The organism is Streptomyces sp. NPDC087787 (assembly GCF_044743035.1).
Lineage (GTDB): Bacteria > Actinomycetota > Actinomycetes > Streptomycetales > Streptomycetaceae > Streptomyces.
Window position 1 is genome coordinate 1 of the sequence record NZ_JBIUVQ010000043.1, and the last position, 15,810, is coordinate 15,810.

The 15,810-nt window shown below is 69.2% G+C and carries 13 protein-coding genes; 5 read left to right on the plus strand and 8 right to left on the minus strand.

Annotation, left to right across the window (positions count from 1 at the left end):
• Window positions 1-4,019, minus strand: a 4,019-nt coding sequence (locus ACIOWN_RS33990) for a beta-ketoacyl synthase N-terminal-like domain-containing protein (protein ID WP_362357877.1), incomplete at its 3' end; no start/stop codon positions are given.
• 179 nt (window positions 4,020-4,198) lie between these two features.
• Here ACIOWN_RS33990 and ACIOWN_RS33995 point away from each other — a divergent pair.
• Window positions 4,199-4,927, plus strand: a complete 729-nt coding sequence (locus ACIOWN_RS33995) for a hypothetical protein (protein ID WP_362357875.1) — start codon at window positions 4,199-4,201, stop codon at window positions 4,925-4,927.
• Window positions 4,927-5,952 (plus strand): 3-dehydroquinate synthase family protein, encoded by a 1,026-nt coding sequence (locus ACIOWN_RS34000; protein ID WP_362357873.1) that lies wholly within the window; start codon window positions 4,927-4,929, stop codon window positions 5,950-5,952. The genes ACIOWN_RS33995 and ACIOWN_RS34000 overlap by 1 nt, the downstream gene beginning before the upstream one ends.
• Window positions 5,953-6,225: 273 nt before the next feature.
• Here ACIOWN_RS34000 and ACIOWN_RS34005 read toward each other — a convergent pair whose 3' ends face one another.
• The 3 genes from ACIOWN_RS34005 to ACIOWN_RS34015 are packed head-to-tail and all read right to left on the minus strand — an operon-like array spanning window position 6,226 to window position 9,181.
• Window positions 6,226-6,909: an HAD-IA family hydrolase gene (locus ACIOWN_RS34005; protein WP_362357871.1), complete on the minus strand. Its 684-nt coding sequence runs from the start codon at window positions 6,907-6,909 to the stop codon at window positions 6,226-6,228.
• A gap of 20 nt (window positions 6,910-6,929) precedes the next feature.
• Complete coding sequence (locus ACIOWN_RS34010) at window positions 6,930-8,006, minus strand: Gfo/Idh/MocA family protein (RefSeq protein ID WP_401984404.1); 1,077 nt, start codon at window positions 8,004-8,006, stop codon at window positions 6,930-6,932.
• An 8-nt stretch (window positions 8,007-8,014) separates the two neighbouring features.
• Window positions 8,015-9,181, minus strand: coding sequence for a DegT/DnrJ/EryC1/StrS family aminotransferase (locus tag ACIOWN_RS34015; protein WP_362357867.1), 1,167 nt, complete (start codon window positions 9,179-9,181; stop codon window positions 8,015-8,017).
• Window positions 9,182-9,389: 208 nt separating this feature from the next.
• Here ACIOWN_RS34015 and ACIOWN_RS34020 point away from each other — a divergent pair, with 208 nt between their 5' ends.
• Window positions 9,390-9,836 (plus strand): type II 3-dehydroquinate dehydratase, encoded by a 447-nt coding sequence (locus ACIOWN_RS34020; RefSeq protein WP_362357865.1) that lies wholly within the window; start codon window positions 9,390-9,392, stop codon window positions 9,834-9,836.
• Between the two features lie 109 nt (window positions 9,837-9,945).
• Here ACIOWN_RS34020 and rfbA read toward each other — a convergent pair whose 3' ends face one another.
• The 4 genes from rfbA to ACIOWN_RS34040 are packed head-to-tail and all read right to left on the minus strand — an operon-like array spanning window position 9,946 to window position 13,190.
• A complete protein-coding gene (gene rfbA, locus ACIOWN_RS34025) occupies window positions 9,946-10,818 on the minus strand; it encodes a glucose-1-phosphate thymidylyltransferase RfbA (RefSeq protein ID WP_362357863.1) in 873 nt (290 codons plus the stop codon).
• Window positions 10,818-11,846 (minus strand): dTDP-glucose 4,6-dehydratase, encoded by a 1,029-nt coding sequence (gene rfbB / locus ACIOWN_RS34030; protein ID WP_362357860.1) that lies wholly within the window; start codon window positions 11,844-11,846, stop codon window positions 10,818-10,820. Before rfbB ends, rfbA begins: the two co-directional genes overlap by 1 nt.
• On the minus strand, window positions 11,833-12,375 hold the full coding sequence (locus ACIOWN_RS34035) for a 3-oxoacyl-[acyl-carrier-protein] synthase III C-terminal domain-containing protein (RefSeq protein WP_362357858.1): 543 nt from the start codon (window positions 12,373-12,375) through the stop codon (window positions 11,833-11,835). The genes rfbB and ACIOWN_RS34035 overlap by 14 nt, the downstream gene beginning before the upstream one ends.
• Window positions 12,376-12,416: 41 nt before the next feature.
• On the minus strand, window positions 12,417-13,190 hold the full coding sequence (locus ACIOWN_RS34040; RefSeq protein ID WP_362357856.1) for an alpha/beta fold hydrolase: 774 nt from the start codon (window positions 13,188-13,190) through the stop codon (window positions 12,417-12,419).
• A 275-nt stretch (window positions 13,191-13,465) separates the two neighbouring features.
• Between ACIOWN_RS34040 and ACIOWN_RS34045 the strand changes: the two genes are divergently transcribed.
• Both ACIOWN_RS34045 and ACIOWN_RS34050 read left to right on the plus strand, forming a co-directional pair.
• Window positions 13,466-14,116, plus strand: coding sequence for a dTDP-4-dehydrorhamnose 3,5-epimerase (locus ACIOWN_RS34045; RefSeq protein WP_362357854.1), 651 nt, complete (start codon window positions 13,466-13,468; stop codon window positions 14,114-14,116).
• Window positions 14,117-14,734: 618 nt separating this feature from the next.
• A complete protein-coding gene (locus ACIOWN_RS34050) occupies window positions 14,735-15,499 on the plus strand; it encodes an IS5 family transposase (protein ID WP_362357852.1) in 765 nt (254 codons plus the stop codon).
• Window positions 15,500-15,810 lie beyond the last annotated feature (311 nt).

Here is a 15,810-nt window from a genome sequence, read left to right on the forward strand (position 1 = left end):
GCGCCGTCCTGGTTGATTGCGGAGCCGCGTATCACGGCGAGTACTTCGTGGCCGTGGCGTTGTGCGTCGGAGAGTCGTTCCACCAGCAGGAGTGCCACGCCTTCGGACCAGCCGGTGCCGTCGGCCGCCTCGGCGAATGCCTTGATCCGTCCGTCTGGTGCCAGTGCGCGTTGTCGTGAGAACTCGATGTACGCGCTGGGTGTGGCCATGACCGTGACTCCGCCGGCCAGGGCCAGGTCGCATTCGCCGTTGCGTAGTGACTGGGCCGCGAGGTGCAGCGCCACCAGCGATGACGAACAGGCCGTGTCGACCGTGATCGCGGGGCCCTCCAGACCGAGCGTGTAGGACACCCGCCCGGACGCGACGCTGCCCGCCCGGCCGATGCCGAGGTAGCCCTCGGTGCCCTCGGGTACGCGTTCGACGCCAGTGGCGTAGTCGTGATGCATGACACCGGTGAACACACCCACGTCGTGGCCACGCAATGAGCCGGGGTCGATGCCGGCCCGCTCGAACGCCTCCCAGGAAACCTCCAGCAGCAGTCGCTGCTGCGGGTCCATCGCCAGCGCCTCCCGCGGCGAGATCCCGAAGAACGCCGCGTCGAACCCCGCCGCGTCGTCCAGGAAACCGCCATGCCGCGCGTAGGACTTACCCGCCACGTCCGGCTCCGGGTCGTACAGGTCCTCCGGCCAACCTCGGTCGGCCGGGAGTTCCGAGATCGCGTCGGTGCCGTCGGACACCAGACGCCAGAGGTCCTCCGGAGACGACACCCCGCCCGGCAACCGGCACGCCATCGCGACGATCGCTATCGGCTCGTCAGCCGCCTCGGTGCGTGCCATGACCGCCGGTGCCGCCCTGCGCTCACCCGTGAGTTCGCCAAGAACGAACCGGGCCAGCGCCCGCGGTGTCGGGTGGTCGAACGCAACTGCCGTGGGCAGTGCCAGCCCGGTGGCCTCGACCAGCCGGTTGCGCAGTTCCACAACGCTCACCGACGTGAAGCCCAACTCCTTGAACGCGCGGTCGGCTGCCACCTCCGCCGCTCCGTCCAGCCCGCACACCCGTGCCCCCTCCGCACGCACGAGGTCGAGCAGCAGATCCATCCGCTCCGCCTTGGGCAGACCGAGCATCCTCGTGCGCAGTTCCGCGCGGACGGCGCCGTCCGGAGAGGCGGCGGTGGCCGGAGCGTCGATCAGGTTCCGCAACACAGCCGGAACAGAGGTCAGTGCGGTCGTGTCCAGCTGCATCGCAACGAGGAACGGCTCGTCCAGCGTCGTGGCCGCGTCGAACATCGCGAGGCCCTGCTGCATGGACAGGGTGCCGTTGCCCCCTGGTGCCCCGGCGGCAGGCTCCCAGTCCGCCCACGCGAGCGAGAGCGCGGGCAGTCCCCTGGCCTGTCGCCACTGTGCCAGCGTGTCCAGGAACAGGCCCGCGACAGCGGGCTCGTTCGCGCCTGGCGCGCCGAGCACGCTGGTGGCGGAGGAGAAGAGAACAAAAGAGGACAGGTCCGCGTTCCTGGTCAGCTCGTGCAGATTCAGCGCCGCGTCCACCGCGGATGCCACACCGCGCCCGGAGGCGCCCTGGGCGTGCACGACCGCGCCGAGCGGCCGCTTTACCCTGGCCAGCAGGGCGGACAGCGCCTCGCGATCGGCCACGTCACAGGCCGCTGAGGTGACCTTGGCACCCTGGGCGGCCAGTTCGGCGCGCAGGTCCTCCGCCGCGTCTTCGGCCCCTGGCACGCCGACGAGCAGGATGTGCCGCACCCGGTGGGCGGCGACCAGGTGACGCGCGACCGCCGCGGCAGCGGGCGTCTCGGGGCCGGTGATCAGCACGGTCCGGTGGGCGTCGAAGGCCGGGCGTGCGTCGAACTCCATGGACGCCGACACGCGCGCGAGCCTCGGGAACAGGGCGATGCCCTTGCGCACGGCCAACTGCGGTTCCCCGGACGACACGGCCACCGGCAGCACAGCGGGGGAGCGGTCCTCCGCGTCCAGGTCCACCACGACGAGGCGGTCCGGATGCGCGGCCTGCAGGCCGCGCAGCAAACCCCACAACGGTGCGTGCGCGAGATCCTGGACCTCGTCGCCCGCGCCGACCGCGACCGCCTCCCGGGTCACCAGCACCAGCTTGGTGCCGGCCAGGCGCTCGTCGGCCAGCCACCGCTCGACCTCGCTGCTCATCTGCGTGACCGTGCTCTGCACAGTGTCGGCCAGCCGCCCGACGCTGTGGACACGAGTCCCGCAGGACAGCACCGCTACGTCCGGCACGGCCGCCCCCGACGCGACCGAGGCGCACAGATCGCTCAGCGCGGCGTGCGTCGTGACCGTGGCGCTGTGCGCCTCCAGCCCGGCGGCGACACCGAACGCGTCGGCGCCGACCACCGCCCAGTGGCGCGCGACGACCGGGGGCACGGGTACGGACGGCAGGGGGATCCAGTCGAGGCGGAACAGGTACTCGTAGTGGTGGCTCGACGAGGCGCGCAGTCGCGCCGGCTGTTCGAGCAGGACGTGCCGGGTGATCTTCCCGGACGCCGTACGCGGCACGGCGGCGATCTCGTAGAGCTCCTCCGGCACCTTGAAGTAGGACAGGCGGTCCCGGCACACGGCGAGCAGACGCTCGGGGTCGATGCCTTCCGGCTCGGGTACCAGGAACGCCACGGGCACTTCGCCGAGGACCTCGTGGGGCTTGCCGACCACGGCGACGTCGGCGACGCCTGGCACCGACCGCAGAACCTCCTCGATCTCACCGGGGTGGATGTTCTCGCCACCCCGGATGATCAGTTCCTTGATCCGGCCGCTGATCGTGAAGTACCCCTCGGCGTCACGGCGTGCGAGGTCGCCGGTGCGGTACCAGCCGTCGCGCATCGACTCATCGGTCGCCTCCGGCTGGTTGTGGTAGCCCACCATGACGCTCGGGCCGCGGACCCATACCTCCCCCTCGGCCCCGGACGGCACGTCAAGTCCGGTCTCCGGATTGACCAGACGCACGCCCAGCCCGGGCACGGGCAGACCGCAGGAGCCCTCGACCCTCACGCCGGTTGGCCAGTTGATGGTGATCGAACCGCATGTCTCGGTACTGCCGTAGGCGTCGAGCAGCGGGGCGTTGAACGCCTCCTCGAACGACCGGCGCAGCGCGGCAGTGGTGACCGCACCGCCGACGAGGCACATCCGCAGGCTCGGCGCCTCGAAGCCACGATCACGTGCCGCCGCGACGAGGTAGTGGTACATCGTCGGGACGCCGGCGAGGAACGTCGCGTCGTCCTCGCGCAACGCGGTCAGTACCTCGTCGGCGGAGAAGCCGTCGAGGATGCGGGCCGTTGCGCCCACCGCGGTCACCCCGAGCACACACACGATGTGCGAGAGACTGTGGAACAAGGGCAGCGGCCAGACGACTCTGTCCTCGTGGGACAGTTCGGGGATCGGCACGTAGCACGCGGCGACGGACCACAGGCAGTTGCGCTGCGTGGACAGCACTCCCTTCGGCCTGCCGGTCGTACCGGAGGTGTAGAGCATCCAGGCCACGTCGTCCAGTCCGAGGTCGTCCCTGGCGGCGACCGGCGGCTCGGTGGCGGCCATCGTGGTGAAGGAGACCGCCCCCGGGGGAAGGGGAAGCGGTGGATCCCCGGTGACGACGAGCCGGACGGCCGGCCGGTCCCGCAGGACCCGAGTGAGCAGGTCGGCGTGTGCCGGGTCGGTGATCACGACACGTGCGCCGCTGTCGTCGAGCAGATACTCGAGCTCCGTGTCCGTCACCCTCGGGTTGAGCGGCACGCCGATGGCGCTCGCTCTGGCGATCGCCAGGTAACTCTCGACCATCTCGACGCAGTTGCCCATGACGATCGCCGCACGGTCGCCCGGCTGCAGCCGCAGCCCGGCGAGGTGGCCCGCGAGCCGCCGCGTACGCAGCTCCAGTTCGACGTAGTCCACAGCACGCCGCGCATCCCGGAAGGCGACCTTGTCGCCGAAGCGACCGGCGTGTGCCCTCAGCAATTCCGGAAGAGGCCGGATCAGCTCCGTGCGCAACATGGCACCACACCCCTCGACTCGACATCTGCGACAAGTCTTGCCGCTGACGAGTCAGAGAAGACCCCTTTGTACCCCCCTATATCCTCCCTAATTTTCCAGGTCAACAAATTCCGCAAAGAAAGTGGCTATCCTGAGGTCGGTAATTCTCTTCCGAATTCTTCCACCGAGGTGTTTTCACAATGACGGCGGACTGGTCGTTTTGCCGACTGTTCGGCCCCACCTCTGCGGACGCGCTGTTCTCGCTCGTACCCGACCTGGTCGGGCTCGTTCGGGCGGAAGACCCCCATGCTCTATGGTCATTCCGGCGGCTCCCCGATTCACTCGTCCTGCGGTTCCGGTCGAGCGCTGACATCGGCCGGCTGGCCCGTGAGATGGACGATCGCCGACTCTGGACGGTCCGCACCGGTCGATACGAACCGCAGACCACGAAGTACCTGAACCTGCCCGAGACGAAGCTCGCCGACGAGCTCGCGTCCACGTCGAGCGACTTCGCGCTCACCGCGCTGCGCGACGGGCGGCCGGGGTTGACGGCCGCGGTCTGGCACCTGCGTCGGCTCGTCGAGCTGATTCCCGAGCCCGACCGTGCGTCCTTCCTGTTCCATTGCCGGCAGCACTGGGTGAGCCCGCTCACGCCGGCGCGGCGGGTGGAGCTGACGACCGCCGCCGAGGTGTCGCTGGAGCCGTTCGACGCGCCGGAGGCCTGGCAGCAACACCTTGACGCCGTGCGCCAGATCGTGACCACCGCCGGAGGCATGCCGACGAGGTTCCTCCTGTTCGATCACGCGCAGATCACGCACAACCAGCTCGGCGTCGACAACGCCGGCGCCGCCCTTGCGGCCCGCGTGGTGCGCTCGACAGCGGGCCGGTCCCTCGTTCCCAGACCGCGGTCAGACCAGTGGAGGCCCTGATGAGACACGCGTACCGCACGATCGAGGTCGCGCTGGGGGCCCGGTCCTACCCCGTGCACATCGGGCCTGGCGTGCGCCGGCTGCTGCCCGAAGCCATCTCCGGGATCGGAGCGAAGCGCGTGGCGGTGGTGACGGCACGTCCGCCGGAGCTGGTGCCAGACCCTGGGGTGCCGGCGCTCTTGCTCTCCGCGCGCGACGGTGAACGGGACAAGACGCTGTCCACCGTTGAGGAACTGTGCTGTCGGTTCGCCGAGTTCGGCCTCAGCCGCGGGGACGCGGTGATCTCCTGCGGCGGCGGGACCACCACCGACTCGGTGGGTCTGGCAGCCGCGCTCTACCACCGAGGGGTCGCGGTCGTGCACCTGCCGACGTCTCTGCTCGCCCAGGTCGACGCAAGCGTGGGGGGCAAGACCGCGGTGAACCTCCCGCTGGGCAAGAACCTTGTGGGCGCCTACTGGCAGCCGCGCGTCGTTCTGTGCGACACGGACTACCTGGACACACTGCCGCAGCGGGAATGGATCAACGGGTACGGCGAGATCGCCCGGTGTCACTTCATCGGCGCGGGCGACCTGCGGACGCTGCCGCTGGCGGATCAGATAGCGGCGAGCGTGGCGCGCAAGGCGGAGATCGTGGCCGCCGATGAGCGCGATTCGGGGTTACGGCACCTGCTCAACTACGGCCACACCCTCGGGCACGCACTCGAACGCGCCACGGACTACGCGCTGCGGCACGGAGAGGGTGTCGCGATCGGCACCGTGTTCGCCGGGCGCCTGGCCGGCGCGCTGGGCCGGATCAGTGAAGCGCGGGCGGCGGAACACGTCGACGTCGTGCGCGGATACGGGCTGCCCACCGACCTGCCCGCCGACGTCGAGGTGCCGACGCTCATCAAGCTGATGCGACTGGACAAGAAGGCACTGTCAGGCATGGCGTTCGTGCTCGACGGCCCGCGTGGCGCCGAACTCGTCACCGACGTCCCGGAGGACGTGGTGGCGGACGTGCTGGCCACGATGCCACGAACCGGCTGACCGAACGAACCACCGGTGGGCTCGGCCGGGGTGTCTGTCGGGTAGTCCTCATGGAACGCCCGACGCCGCGGGGGTGGCTGCGCGTCTGTGCGACGGGCCGCCGCCGGGGCCGAGCACGCCGGCGGTCACGCCGTTCGGCGCGACCAGGCGCGTGGACCAGGCCAGTACGTCCTGGTCCACGCGGCGGCCGCACTCGGCAGTCGACGTCGGCTGGTTGTGCCCCGGGCACGTCATGGCACGCACGTCTCCCTGGGGCCCACCCGTTCCCCGGTTTCAGACGGCCGGACAGAGGGCGAGCAGGTCCGCGGGATCGTACAGCGCGGTGTCCGGGTTCGCGGCAAGCAGTTCCTTCTCGTCGCTCTCACCCCACAGCGCGGCGACAGCGGTCACCCCGGCCCCCCGGGCGCTGGCGATGTCGGTCACCGCGTCGCCCACCATCATCGCCTCGCTGGGTGCCGCACCCAGCAGGTCGAGCGCGTGCTGGACGATGTCCGGCGCGGGCTTGGGGCGCGCCACCTCATCCGATCCGATCACATGCTCGAACATCGTCAGCAGGCCGAGCCCGTCGAGCAGCGAGCGGGCGCGCGGGCCGCTCTTGCCGGTGGCGACGGCGAGTCGGAGACCACGGGTACGCAGGGCGGTCAGCATGTCGACCACCCCGTCGAAGACCTTCACCTCATGCGCGAGGCGATAGCTCTCCCTGACGAAGGGCTCCTCCATCTCGAGCGGTAGTCCCATGATCCTCATGATGTCCGGGAAGTACCGGCCCAGGTGCCGCTCGTACTCCTCGAACGGCGCCTTGCCCTCCCCGACCACCTCGGCGTAGGCGATCGAGAACGCCTTGCGCATGACACCGAAGCTGTCGACGATCACCCCGTCGAGGTCAAAGACGACCGCCCGCTTGGCGGTTGTCGCGGTCGTGTGACGTGTACGGATCAGATTGGTGTCCGTGGACACGGACATCTCCTCCTCGGATCTCAACGACCGGCAGTGACCGGCCAGGGGGCCCGCCGCGCCGACGCATAGAATCGCTCGATCACACCGATGGTCCGGCGGGCTTCCTCCACGGCCCGGCCGGCGCCGCCGGGTTCGGCGAGCATCCTCGGCAACTCGTCGATCTGGCCGAGGTACTCGGAGCCGACGGGCTCGTCGGGGACGGTGACGGGTTGCGCCTCGCCGTTACGCGTCCAGGTCAGCGTCGCCGCGCCCACCCGGTTCGGACTGAAGCCGAAGGTGCAGCGCAGCACCGCTGTGCCCGCGCTGCCCTCGACCCGGACAAGGGTCACGTCATGTGTCTCGTGCGACGCCCAGCTCGCACGCAGCGAGACGGACACACCGTCCTCGGTCACCAGGAATCCCCGTGCGGTGTCCTCGACATCGCCGCCCTCGTCCGCTGACACCGGTTCGTCCTGCCGCCACGAGGCGCGCCACGAGCCGCCGTTCATGAAGTCGTCGGAGACGGTGCCGACCACCTGCTCGAAGCGGGCCCCGCCGAGCAGCGGTGCGATGGTGTCGAACAGATGCCAGCCGAGGTCGACGAGCGCCCCGCCACCGGACATGCGCCGCCGGGTGAACCAGCCGCCCATGTCCGGCACACCGCGTGCCCGCACCCAGGACAGCTCGATGTGCCGCAGCTCGCCGAGTTCTCCGGCGAGACCGTACAGCGCTCGCACGTCGGCCCGGTAGCGGGCGGCGCTGCCCGCCAGCAGCACGGACCCGCCTCGGTGTTCGGCCTCGGCGAGCTGGTCCGCCTCACCGCTGGTCAGGCACACCGGCTTCTCCAGGAACACCGGAATACCGCGCGCGAGCAGTTCCGCCCCCACCGCTGTATGCAAGTGGTTCGGTACCGCGACGACCGCGAGGTCGACCGATCGCGGGTCCAGTTCGTCGGCGCTCGCCTGGACCGTGGCGGCCATGCCCTCGCGCGCCACAGCCCTGCGCGCGTCCGGTCGGGAATCGACGGCGGCCACGACGGTGAACCCGGGGTGCTCGTGCAGCCGCGGCAGCCAGATGGACCGGCCCGCCCAGCCGAGGCCGACTACCGCGACCCTCACCGGAGCGCTCACACCTCGGCCATCACGTCGGCGACGATCTCGGCGATGTCGTGCATCTGCTGCTCCGTGCCCAGAAGGGTGCGGTGGTGCAGCCAGACGCAGTCCGCGCTGATCGCCTCGGTGTTCGGGCAGCGGCGCGCGATGTCGTCGACGGTCTCGTCCGGGGCACCGGTCTCCCAGAACCCCTTCGAGCGGTAGATCGCGCGGAACGCGGCGAACGCGGGCAGGCCACGCTCTATCAACCGGTCCACGAGTTCGTTGCGTCGTTCCTCACCGATGCCGGGGATCCGGAACATCGCCATGTAGTGCGGGTTCCGGTCGCACCGGTCGTCGCTTGCCTGCGGAACGACGCCGGGAATCTCGGCGAGCAGCCGCGCCAGGACCGGCCAGCGTTGCTCCCTTGTGTCGATCTGGCAAGCGAGTCTGGCCAGCTGCGCGCGCAGTACGGCGGCCGTGAACTCGTTCATGCGGAAGTTCGAGCCGGACGTCTGGTGGAAGTAGCGGCGGTCCGTGCGCGGACGGCCGCAGCTGTGCCGCAGGAACGCTTCCTCGTACAGCTCGTCGTCGGAGCACGTCACCGCGCCGCCCTCGCCCGCCGTCATGAGCTTGCCGTTCTGGAAGCTGAATGCCGCGACGGAACCGAGTTCACCGACCTTCTTGCCCTGCCACCGCGCACCGTGGGCGTGCGCGGCGTCCTGTATCAGCGGCACGCCGGCGTCGGCCGCCAGTTTGCCCAGCGCGTCCATGTCGGCCATCTGGCCCGCCATGTGCACCGGCATGATCGCCCGTGTCCTGGGGGTGATGGCGGCCTCGACGGACGAGGCCTCGACGCAGTAGGTGTCCGGGGTCACGTCCACGGGCACCGCGACGGCGCCCAGCCGCTGGGCTGCCTGCGAGGACGAGATGAACGTGAACGCGGGCACGATGACCTCGGTTCCCGGCCCGACGCCGAGTACCTGAAGCGCGACCTCCAGCGCATGGGTGCCGTTGGTGACGGCGAGGGCATGGTCCGCACCGTGGTAGGTGGCGAACTCCTGTTCGAAGTGATCGACCTCGCTGCCCCCCATGCGCCACCACTGGCCCTGTTCGAGCGCGCGGACGAGGCTCTCCCGCTCCGCGTCGCCGAACTGCGGCCACACCGGAAATTCCGGTGCCTGTTTCGAACTTTCGCTCACGGCTCTCCGTTCTTCCTGCGTCAAAGGGAAAACAAACGAAACGCTGTGCTGCTGCCTGGATCGGGACATTACCTGAGGCCTGAGCGAACGTCATTCCCCTAGGGCAACCCCTAAGCACCCCCTTATTCAGGAAAAGAAAGAAGTCGGAGGTGTTTTGTTTGCCGCAGCCGGAGCATGATAATCGGCAGTCGAAAATAGCGAGGTATTCATGACGAACGAATTACTGCTGCTGAACGGCCCGAACCTTGGCATCCTCGGGCGTCGCCAGCCGGAGGTGTACGGCACGGACACGCTGGCCGACATCGCCGACGCCGTGGCCGACGAGGTCACGGACCGAGGCTGGAAGGTGCGCTCCGTCCAGCATGACTGCGAGGGTGAGTTGATCGGGGCGATCCACGCCTCGTACGACACGGTCGGCGCGATCGTGAACCCCGGAGCCCTCATGATCGCCGGCTGGAGCTTGCGCGACGCGCTGGCGAACTACCCCCGGCCGTGGATGGAGGTGCATCTGTCGAACATCTGGGCGCGCGAGACGTTCCGGCATGAATCGGTGATCGCCCCGCTGGCCGGCGGTGTCATCGCCGGTCTCGGTTCGCTCGGCTACCGTCTCGCGGCCCGGGCCCTGCTGGCGAAGGTCCCCCGTCACCAGGCGTGACGAGACGCGACGGCGGTACGGCGAGGTGACGGTCCGGATGGCTGAGCGGCCCGGCGATCGGGCATGCTCCCCGGTCCGCTCCCTCGTAGCCGCTCAGCATCCGTACCCGTCAGTGCTCGTCCCGCACCTGCTGGAGATACATGCCGTAGTCGGACATGGCGCCGACTCTGTCGATCGCGGCATCGAGTCCGGCCCGGTCCAGCGTGCCCATCCGGTAGGCCACTTCCTCGATGCACGCGATCTGCACGCCCTGGCGCCGCTGGAGGACACGCACGTAGTTCGCGGCCTCCAGCAGGCTCTCGTGGGTGCCCGCGTCCATCCACATGGTGCCCCGGCCCAGATCGACCAGCCGGGCCCTGCCATCCGCCACGAACCGGCGATTGACGTCGCTGATCTCCAGTTCGCCGCGGTGCGAAGGGGTGAGCTGCGCCGCGTAGTCCAGGACCTCGTTGTCATAGAGGTACAGGCCGGTGACCGCCAGGTTGGAACGCGGCCGCGCCGGTTTCTCCTCGATGTCGACCAACCGCCCACCCTCGTCGAAAACCGCAACACCGTAGCGTTGGGGATCGGCCACCGAGTGGCCGAAGAACGTGGCCCCCGACAGCTTCGCCACCTGCTCGCGCAGCACGCGGGCCAGATCGTGCCCGTGGAAGACGTTGTCGCCGAGCACCAGGGCGATCTGTTCGTCACCGGCGAACTCGCGGCCGACCAGCAGCGCGTCCGCTATACCGCGCGGCCGGTCCTGCTCCGCGTAGGACAGCTGGAGGCCCAGTCTGCTGCCGTCGCCGAGCAGGGCCCGGTACTGGTCGACGTGGCCCGGCATACTGATCACCAGGATCTCCCGGATGCCGGCCAGCATGAGCACCGACAACGGGTAGTAGATCAGCGGTTTGTCGAAAACCGGCAGCAACTGCTTGGACAGCACCTGCGTCAGCGGGCGCAGCCGCGTGCCGGAGCCGCCCGCGAGGATGATCCCGCGCATCAGCCGCCCATCCCTTCCTGCCGGCCGAACGCTGCCACGCCCAAGTCGCTCTCGCGCAGCGGACCCCACCAGCCGGGATTGTCTCGGTACCACTCGACCGTGGCCCGCAGGCCTTCCTCGAACGAGCGGCGTGGACGGTACCCCAGCCGGGTGGCCGCCTTGGACCAGGCGACGGAGTACCGGCGGTCGTGGCCCTTGCGGTCCTCGACCCAGTCGATCATCTCCGGTCCGGTGCCGAGCAGGCCGAGGAGAGTCGTCGTCAGCTCGTGGTTGGACAGTTCGGCGCCGCCGCCCAGGTTATAGATCTCGCCGGGCCGCCCGTGTTCGAGGGCGAGCAGGATGCCGCGGCAGTGGTCCTCGACGTGCAGCCAGTCGCGGACGTTCCTGCCGTCTCCGTACAGCGGCACTCGCCGCCCCAGCAGGAGATTGGTGACGAACAGCGGAATGATCTTCTCGGGGAACTGGTACGGCCCGTAGTTGTTCGAGCATCGTGTGACCCGGACGTCCAGCCCATGCGTACGGGCGTAGGCCAGGCACAACAGGTCGGCCGCGGCCTTGGACGCGGCGTACGGGGAATTGGGTGACACCGGGTCGCTCTCCGGCCACGAGCCGGACGCGATGGAGCCGTACACCTCGTCCGTCGAGACGTGCAGGAACGTCCGGACCCCATTGCGCAGCGCCGCGTCGAGCAGCGTCTGCGTGCCGAGTACGTTGGTGGTCACAAACTGCGACGCCGAGTCGATCGACCGGTCCACATGGGACTCCGCGGCGAGGTGCACCACCTTCTCCTGGCCCCGGATCACCTCGGCCACCAGCCGGGCGTCACAGATGTCGCCCTGGACGAACCGGAGCCGCGGGTCGGCGGCCACTGCGGCGAGATTGGCCAGGTTTCCCGCGTAGGTGAGCTTGTCCAGGACGGTCACCTCGGCCACGTCACCGGGTTCCGTCAGGAGCATCCTGACGAGGGCTGAGCCGATGAAGCCGGCCCCGCCGGTCACGAGCAGCCGTTCGCCGTTACCGGATACCAAGGGAGCCTCCCCCTGCCATGACCGTCACTTCGCCGGTCGGCATCGAGGCCGACGGCGTGGGCGGTGCGACGGTCTGGCCGGCGAGGGAGAGCCCCCCGCCGCAGTCGAAGAGCAGCGCCTCATCGCCGTCGGCGAGACCTGCGTAGTGCCCCGTCCGAGTGAGTGTGAGCGGGACAGCGGCCGTGGTGGTGTTCCCTGACTCGACGCCGGTGACGATCGCGACGCCCACCGGTCGGAGGTGCTGCGCCGACACGTCGATGATCCGCCGGCCGGTCTGATGCTGTACGAGGGCCGCGGACCCGCCCGGCGCTCCGCCTGCCCGGTCGCGGGCCTCGGTGACGGTGCCGTCCGGCGCAGTCGCCCACCGGTGCGGGGCCCGGCCGTCCTGCCGGCAAGCCGAAGTCGGCAAGCCGCGGTGCGGGGAGCGGACCCCGGCCACCGGTCCTCGCACGATCTTGTACTGGGGTGCGATGTCGAGCACCTTCACGCGCTGGTACGGCACCTGAGGAAACGCGGTGTCCACCGTCACGCGATTCTCCCTTCTCTGCTCCCCGAACACGTCGGCGAGCCTCAGCGGCCGGCCGGCGCCACCTCGGCGAGCCGCTCGGATATCACACGGATGACGTTCTTTTGCTGGGGGACGAGATAGAAGTGACCGCCGGGGAACCGATGCAGGGCGAATTCACCCGAGGTGTGCTCCTCCCAGCGGCGCGCCTCGTCAGGGGTGACGTACGGGTCGGCATCACCGACGAGGGCGGCGACGGGGCAGGTGAGTTCACGGCCGGGCCGGTGGACGTAGGTCTCGACCGCCTGGTAGTCGCTCCGCACGGCCGGCAGGAGGATCCGCAGGAAGCCCTCGTCAGCGAGCAGTTCGACGTCGGTGCCGCCGAGCCGTCTCATCTCGGCGATCAGGCCGTCGTCGTCGCGCAGATGTACGGACCCCTCCCGGAGGACGGAAGGAGCATGGCGGCCGGAGGCGAACAGCAGGACAGGTGCGCTGCCGGCGCCCACCGACTCCAGACGCCGGGTCACTTCGTAGGCGACGATCGAACCCATGCTGTGGCCGAAGAACGCCAGTGGCCGGTCGGCCCAGGGCCGGAGTGCCGCGGCGATCAGGCGCGCGAGTTCCCCGACGTCCGAGAGCGGTGCCTCCTTCCAGCGCTCCTGCCGTCCCGGATACTGCACGGCCAGGACCTCGGTCCGCGGGCCGAGGGCCTCGGACATCGACCGGAAGAAACCGGCCGATCCTCCCGCATGGGGGAAGCAGACCAGACGCACAGTGCTGTGCGGAGCCGGATGTAACCGGTGGATCCAGACTTCGCTGTTGTTCGTCAGGGTCGTCATGTCAGTCCTCACGCGCCGGCGGCAGTCATGCACCGCACCGCCGTATCGGGTTGGAAAAATGTCGGCTCTATATTTCCATCCTGTCGTCCGCGGCAGGAGGAGCAACCCCTATTTGGCCCCTGTAAAAGAGGACGCCAGGACTGGTGGCGAGCCGTTCGCCGTTAAGGGGGTTGCTGTGTTCGGCTTGCGACGTCTAGCGTCGGGCGGCAGATATGCGAAGCAGCACTGAGACCATCGGTTACGCGGAATCCTGATGAAAAAGGACGGCAACGAGCATGCGACCGCTTGCCATTGAGGGTGCTTGGGCGATCGAGCCGGAGATCTTCCCCGACGCCCGGGGCTCTTTCCACGAGTGGTTCCGGGACCGCGACTTTCGCGAGGCGACGGGCCAGGACCTGAATCTGGCCCAGGCCAACTGTTGCGTCTCTCGCCGCGGCACCCTGCGCGGTATCCACTTCGCCGATGTTCCGCCCAGCCAGGCCAAATACGTCACCTGCGTACGTGGCGCCGTACTCGATGTCATCGTCGATGTTCGGACCGGTTCTCCGACATACCGCCAGTGGGAGATCGTTCGCCTCGACGAGGAGACCCGCCACGCTGTTTTCCTCTCCGAAGGCCTGGGTCACGCGTTGTTCTCTCTCGCCGACGACACCACCGTCGTATACCTGTGTTCCGAGGGTTACGCTCCGCAACGGGAGCACGCCATAAATCCGCACGACCCCGCTTTGGGCATCCCCTGGCCTGAGGGCATCGAGCCTCGGCTCTCCGCCAAGGACGCCACGGCTCCCACGCTGGCCGAGGCGGAGCGGCGCGCCATGCTGCCGTCGTACGAGGAGTGTGTGGCGTTCCGCGAGAGCTCCCGGTCCGAACGGCGTGACCCCTGGGCGGAGCGGACCGACGAGCCGCGAATCCGCGCAGACCTGTGATCGGGCGCTGATGAGTGTCCGAAGCAAGGGCCGGCAGGAGCCCGCCGCAGGCGCGGCGAAGTCACACAGAGGCCGCCGCCCCCAGCCCTGACCTGCTTCACCGCAGGTCGGACAGGGTGCGCGGCATCCGCCGGTCAAATGTCACGGAAGAGAGCGGCGAGGCCCGTGACCTGCCGCGCTGGGCGGTTGCGGGCCGCTGACCGCGCGGCCCTGCGCAGCGTGCGCCTGCATGGTGTGCGCTCCCATGCTCATCCTCAGTGCTGCGTGTGGGCCTCGGAGCGGTTGGCGTCGGAACGGATTGTCGGCGTCGACTGCGAGGTAGGTCTCGGGTGTGGTGGCTTTGAGGGCCGCCGGAGCGGGGGTGAGGCGCGGGGTGTCCGGGCAGGCGGTGCTCCCAGGGTTGGTCGCGGGAAGTCGTGAGGTCCACGGATACGTGCAGGGTCGCCGACGCGGCGTAGCGCACGGTCGGCCCGACCGATGGTCCAGCTTCTGCCCGACGGTTACTCATTGAGCCCTTTCCAACCTGAGCCGTGAGGCTGGCAGTTGGGCTGACAACGTGGTGAAGCCTCTGGTAGATGGGTTTTCGACCAAGAGAACCGTCTCCACCAGAGGCTTCACGTGCTTGTTTACCCGTCGGGCGTCGACGTGTCCAGCTCTGCCCTCCGCTTCCTCACGCAGCAGTTGCGGCGGCACCGCCGTGCGATCGGCTCCCGTTGGCGGCGCCTGAGTGCCGGCCGCCAGGCCCTGCTGACGCTCGCCCGTCTGCGGGTGGGGCACACGTATGCCCAGCTCGCGGCCGGGTTCGGCATCGGGACCACGACGGCTTACCGCTATGTCACCGAGGCTGTCGAGCTCTTGGCCGCTCTCGCCCCCAGCCTGGCCGACGCGGTGCGGACCGCGTCGGTGAAGGCGTTCGTGATCCTGGACGGCACGCTCCTGCCAATCGACCGCATTGCCGCGGACCGGCCGTTCTACTCCGGGAAACACAAGAAGCACGGGATGAACGTGCAGGTCATGGCCGACCCCTTCGGTCGACTGCTGTGGGCCTCACCGGCCCTGCCCGGCGCCGTGCACGACGTCCGCGCGGCCCGCGAACACGGCATCGTCGACGCCCTCGCCGAGGCCGGCATCAAGTGCTGGGGAGACAAGGGTTACCGGGGTGCGGGCGGCACGGTCCGCATCCCGTGCTGGGGACGGTGGGAGGCACTCTCCGCCGGCCAGAAGGCGGTGAACCGGTCTCACGCGAAGATTCGGGCACTCGTCGAGCAGGCCGTCGCCACCCTCAAGTCCTGGCGGCTCCTCCGCAAACTGCGGTGCTCGACCACTCGGATCACCAGCGTCGTCCAGGCCGTCCTCACTCTTCATCTGACCAGCTCAGAGTGAAGATGGAAAGGGCTCATTGCGTATGCGGGGCCGTTGTAGTCCTGTTCGGTGATGGCCTCGACCCACACCGTTTCGGGCGTGGCATCACCGGTGCCTTCCCACAGGGCGATGTGCTCCACGAACCGGTCGGGAACCGCACCGGGCCAGTCCCCCCCCGACGGGCGGGCAGGGTGCCTGGAGGGGCGAAGTTCCCTCCAGGCAACCGACTTGATCTTTTTAGCCTCGCGCTTTCATGAAGCGGGCTGTCCGGCAGGTGGTCACACAAACAGAAAGGGCCTCTGACCAGCAAGAATGAGGATTGTCTAGGTCCC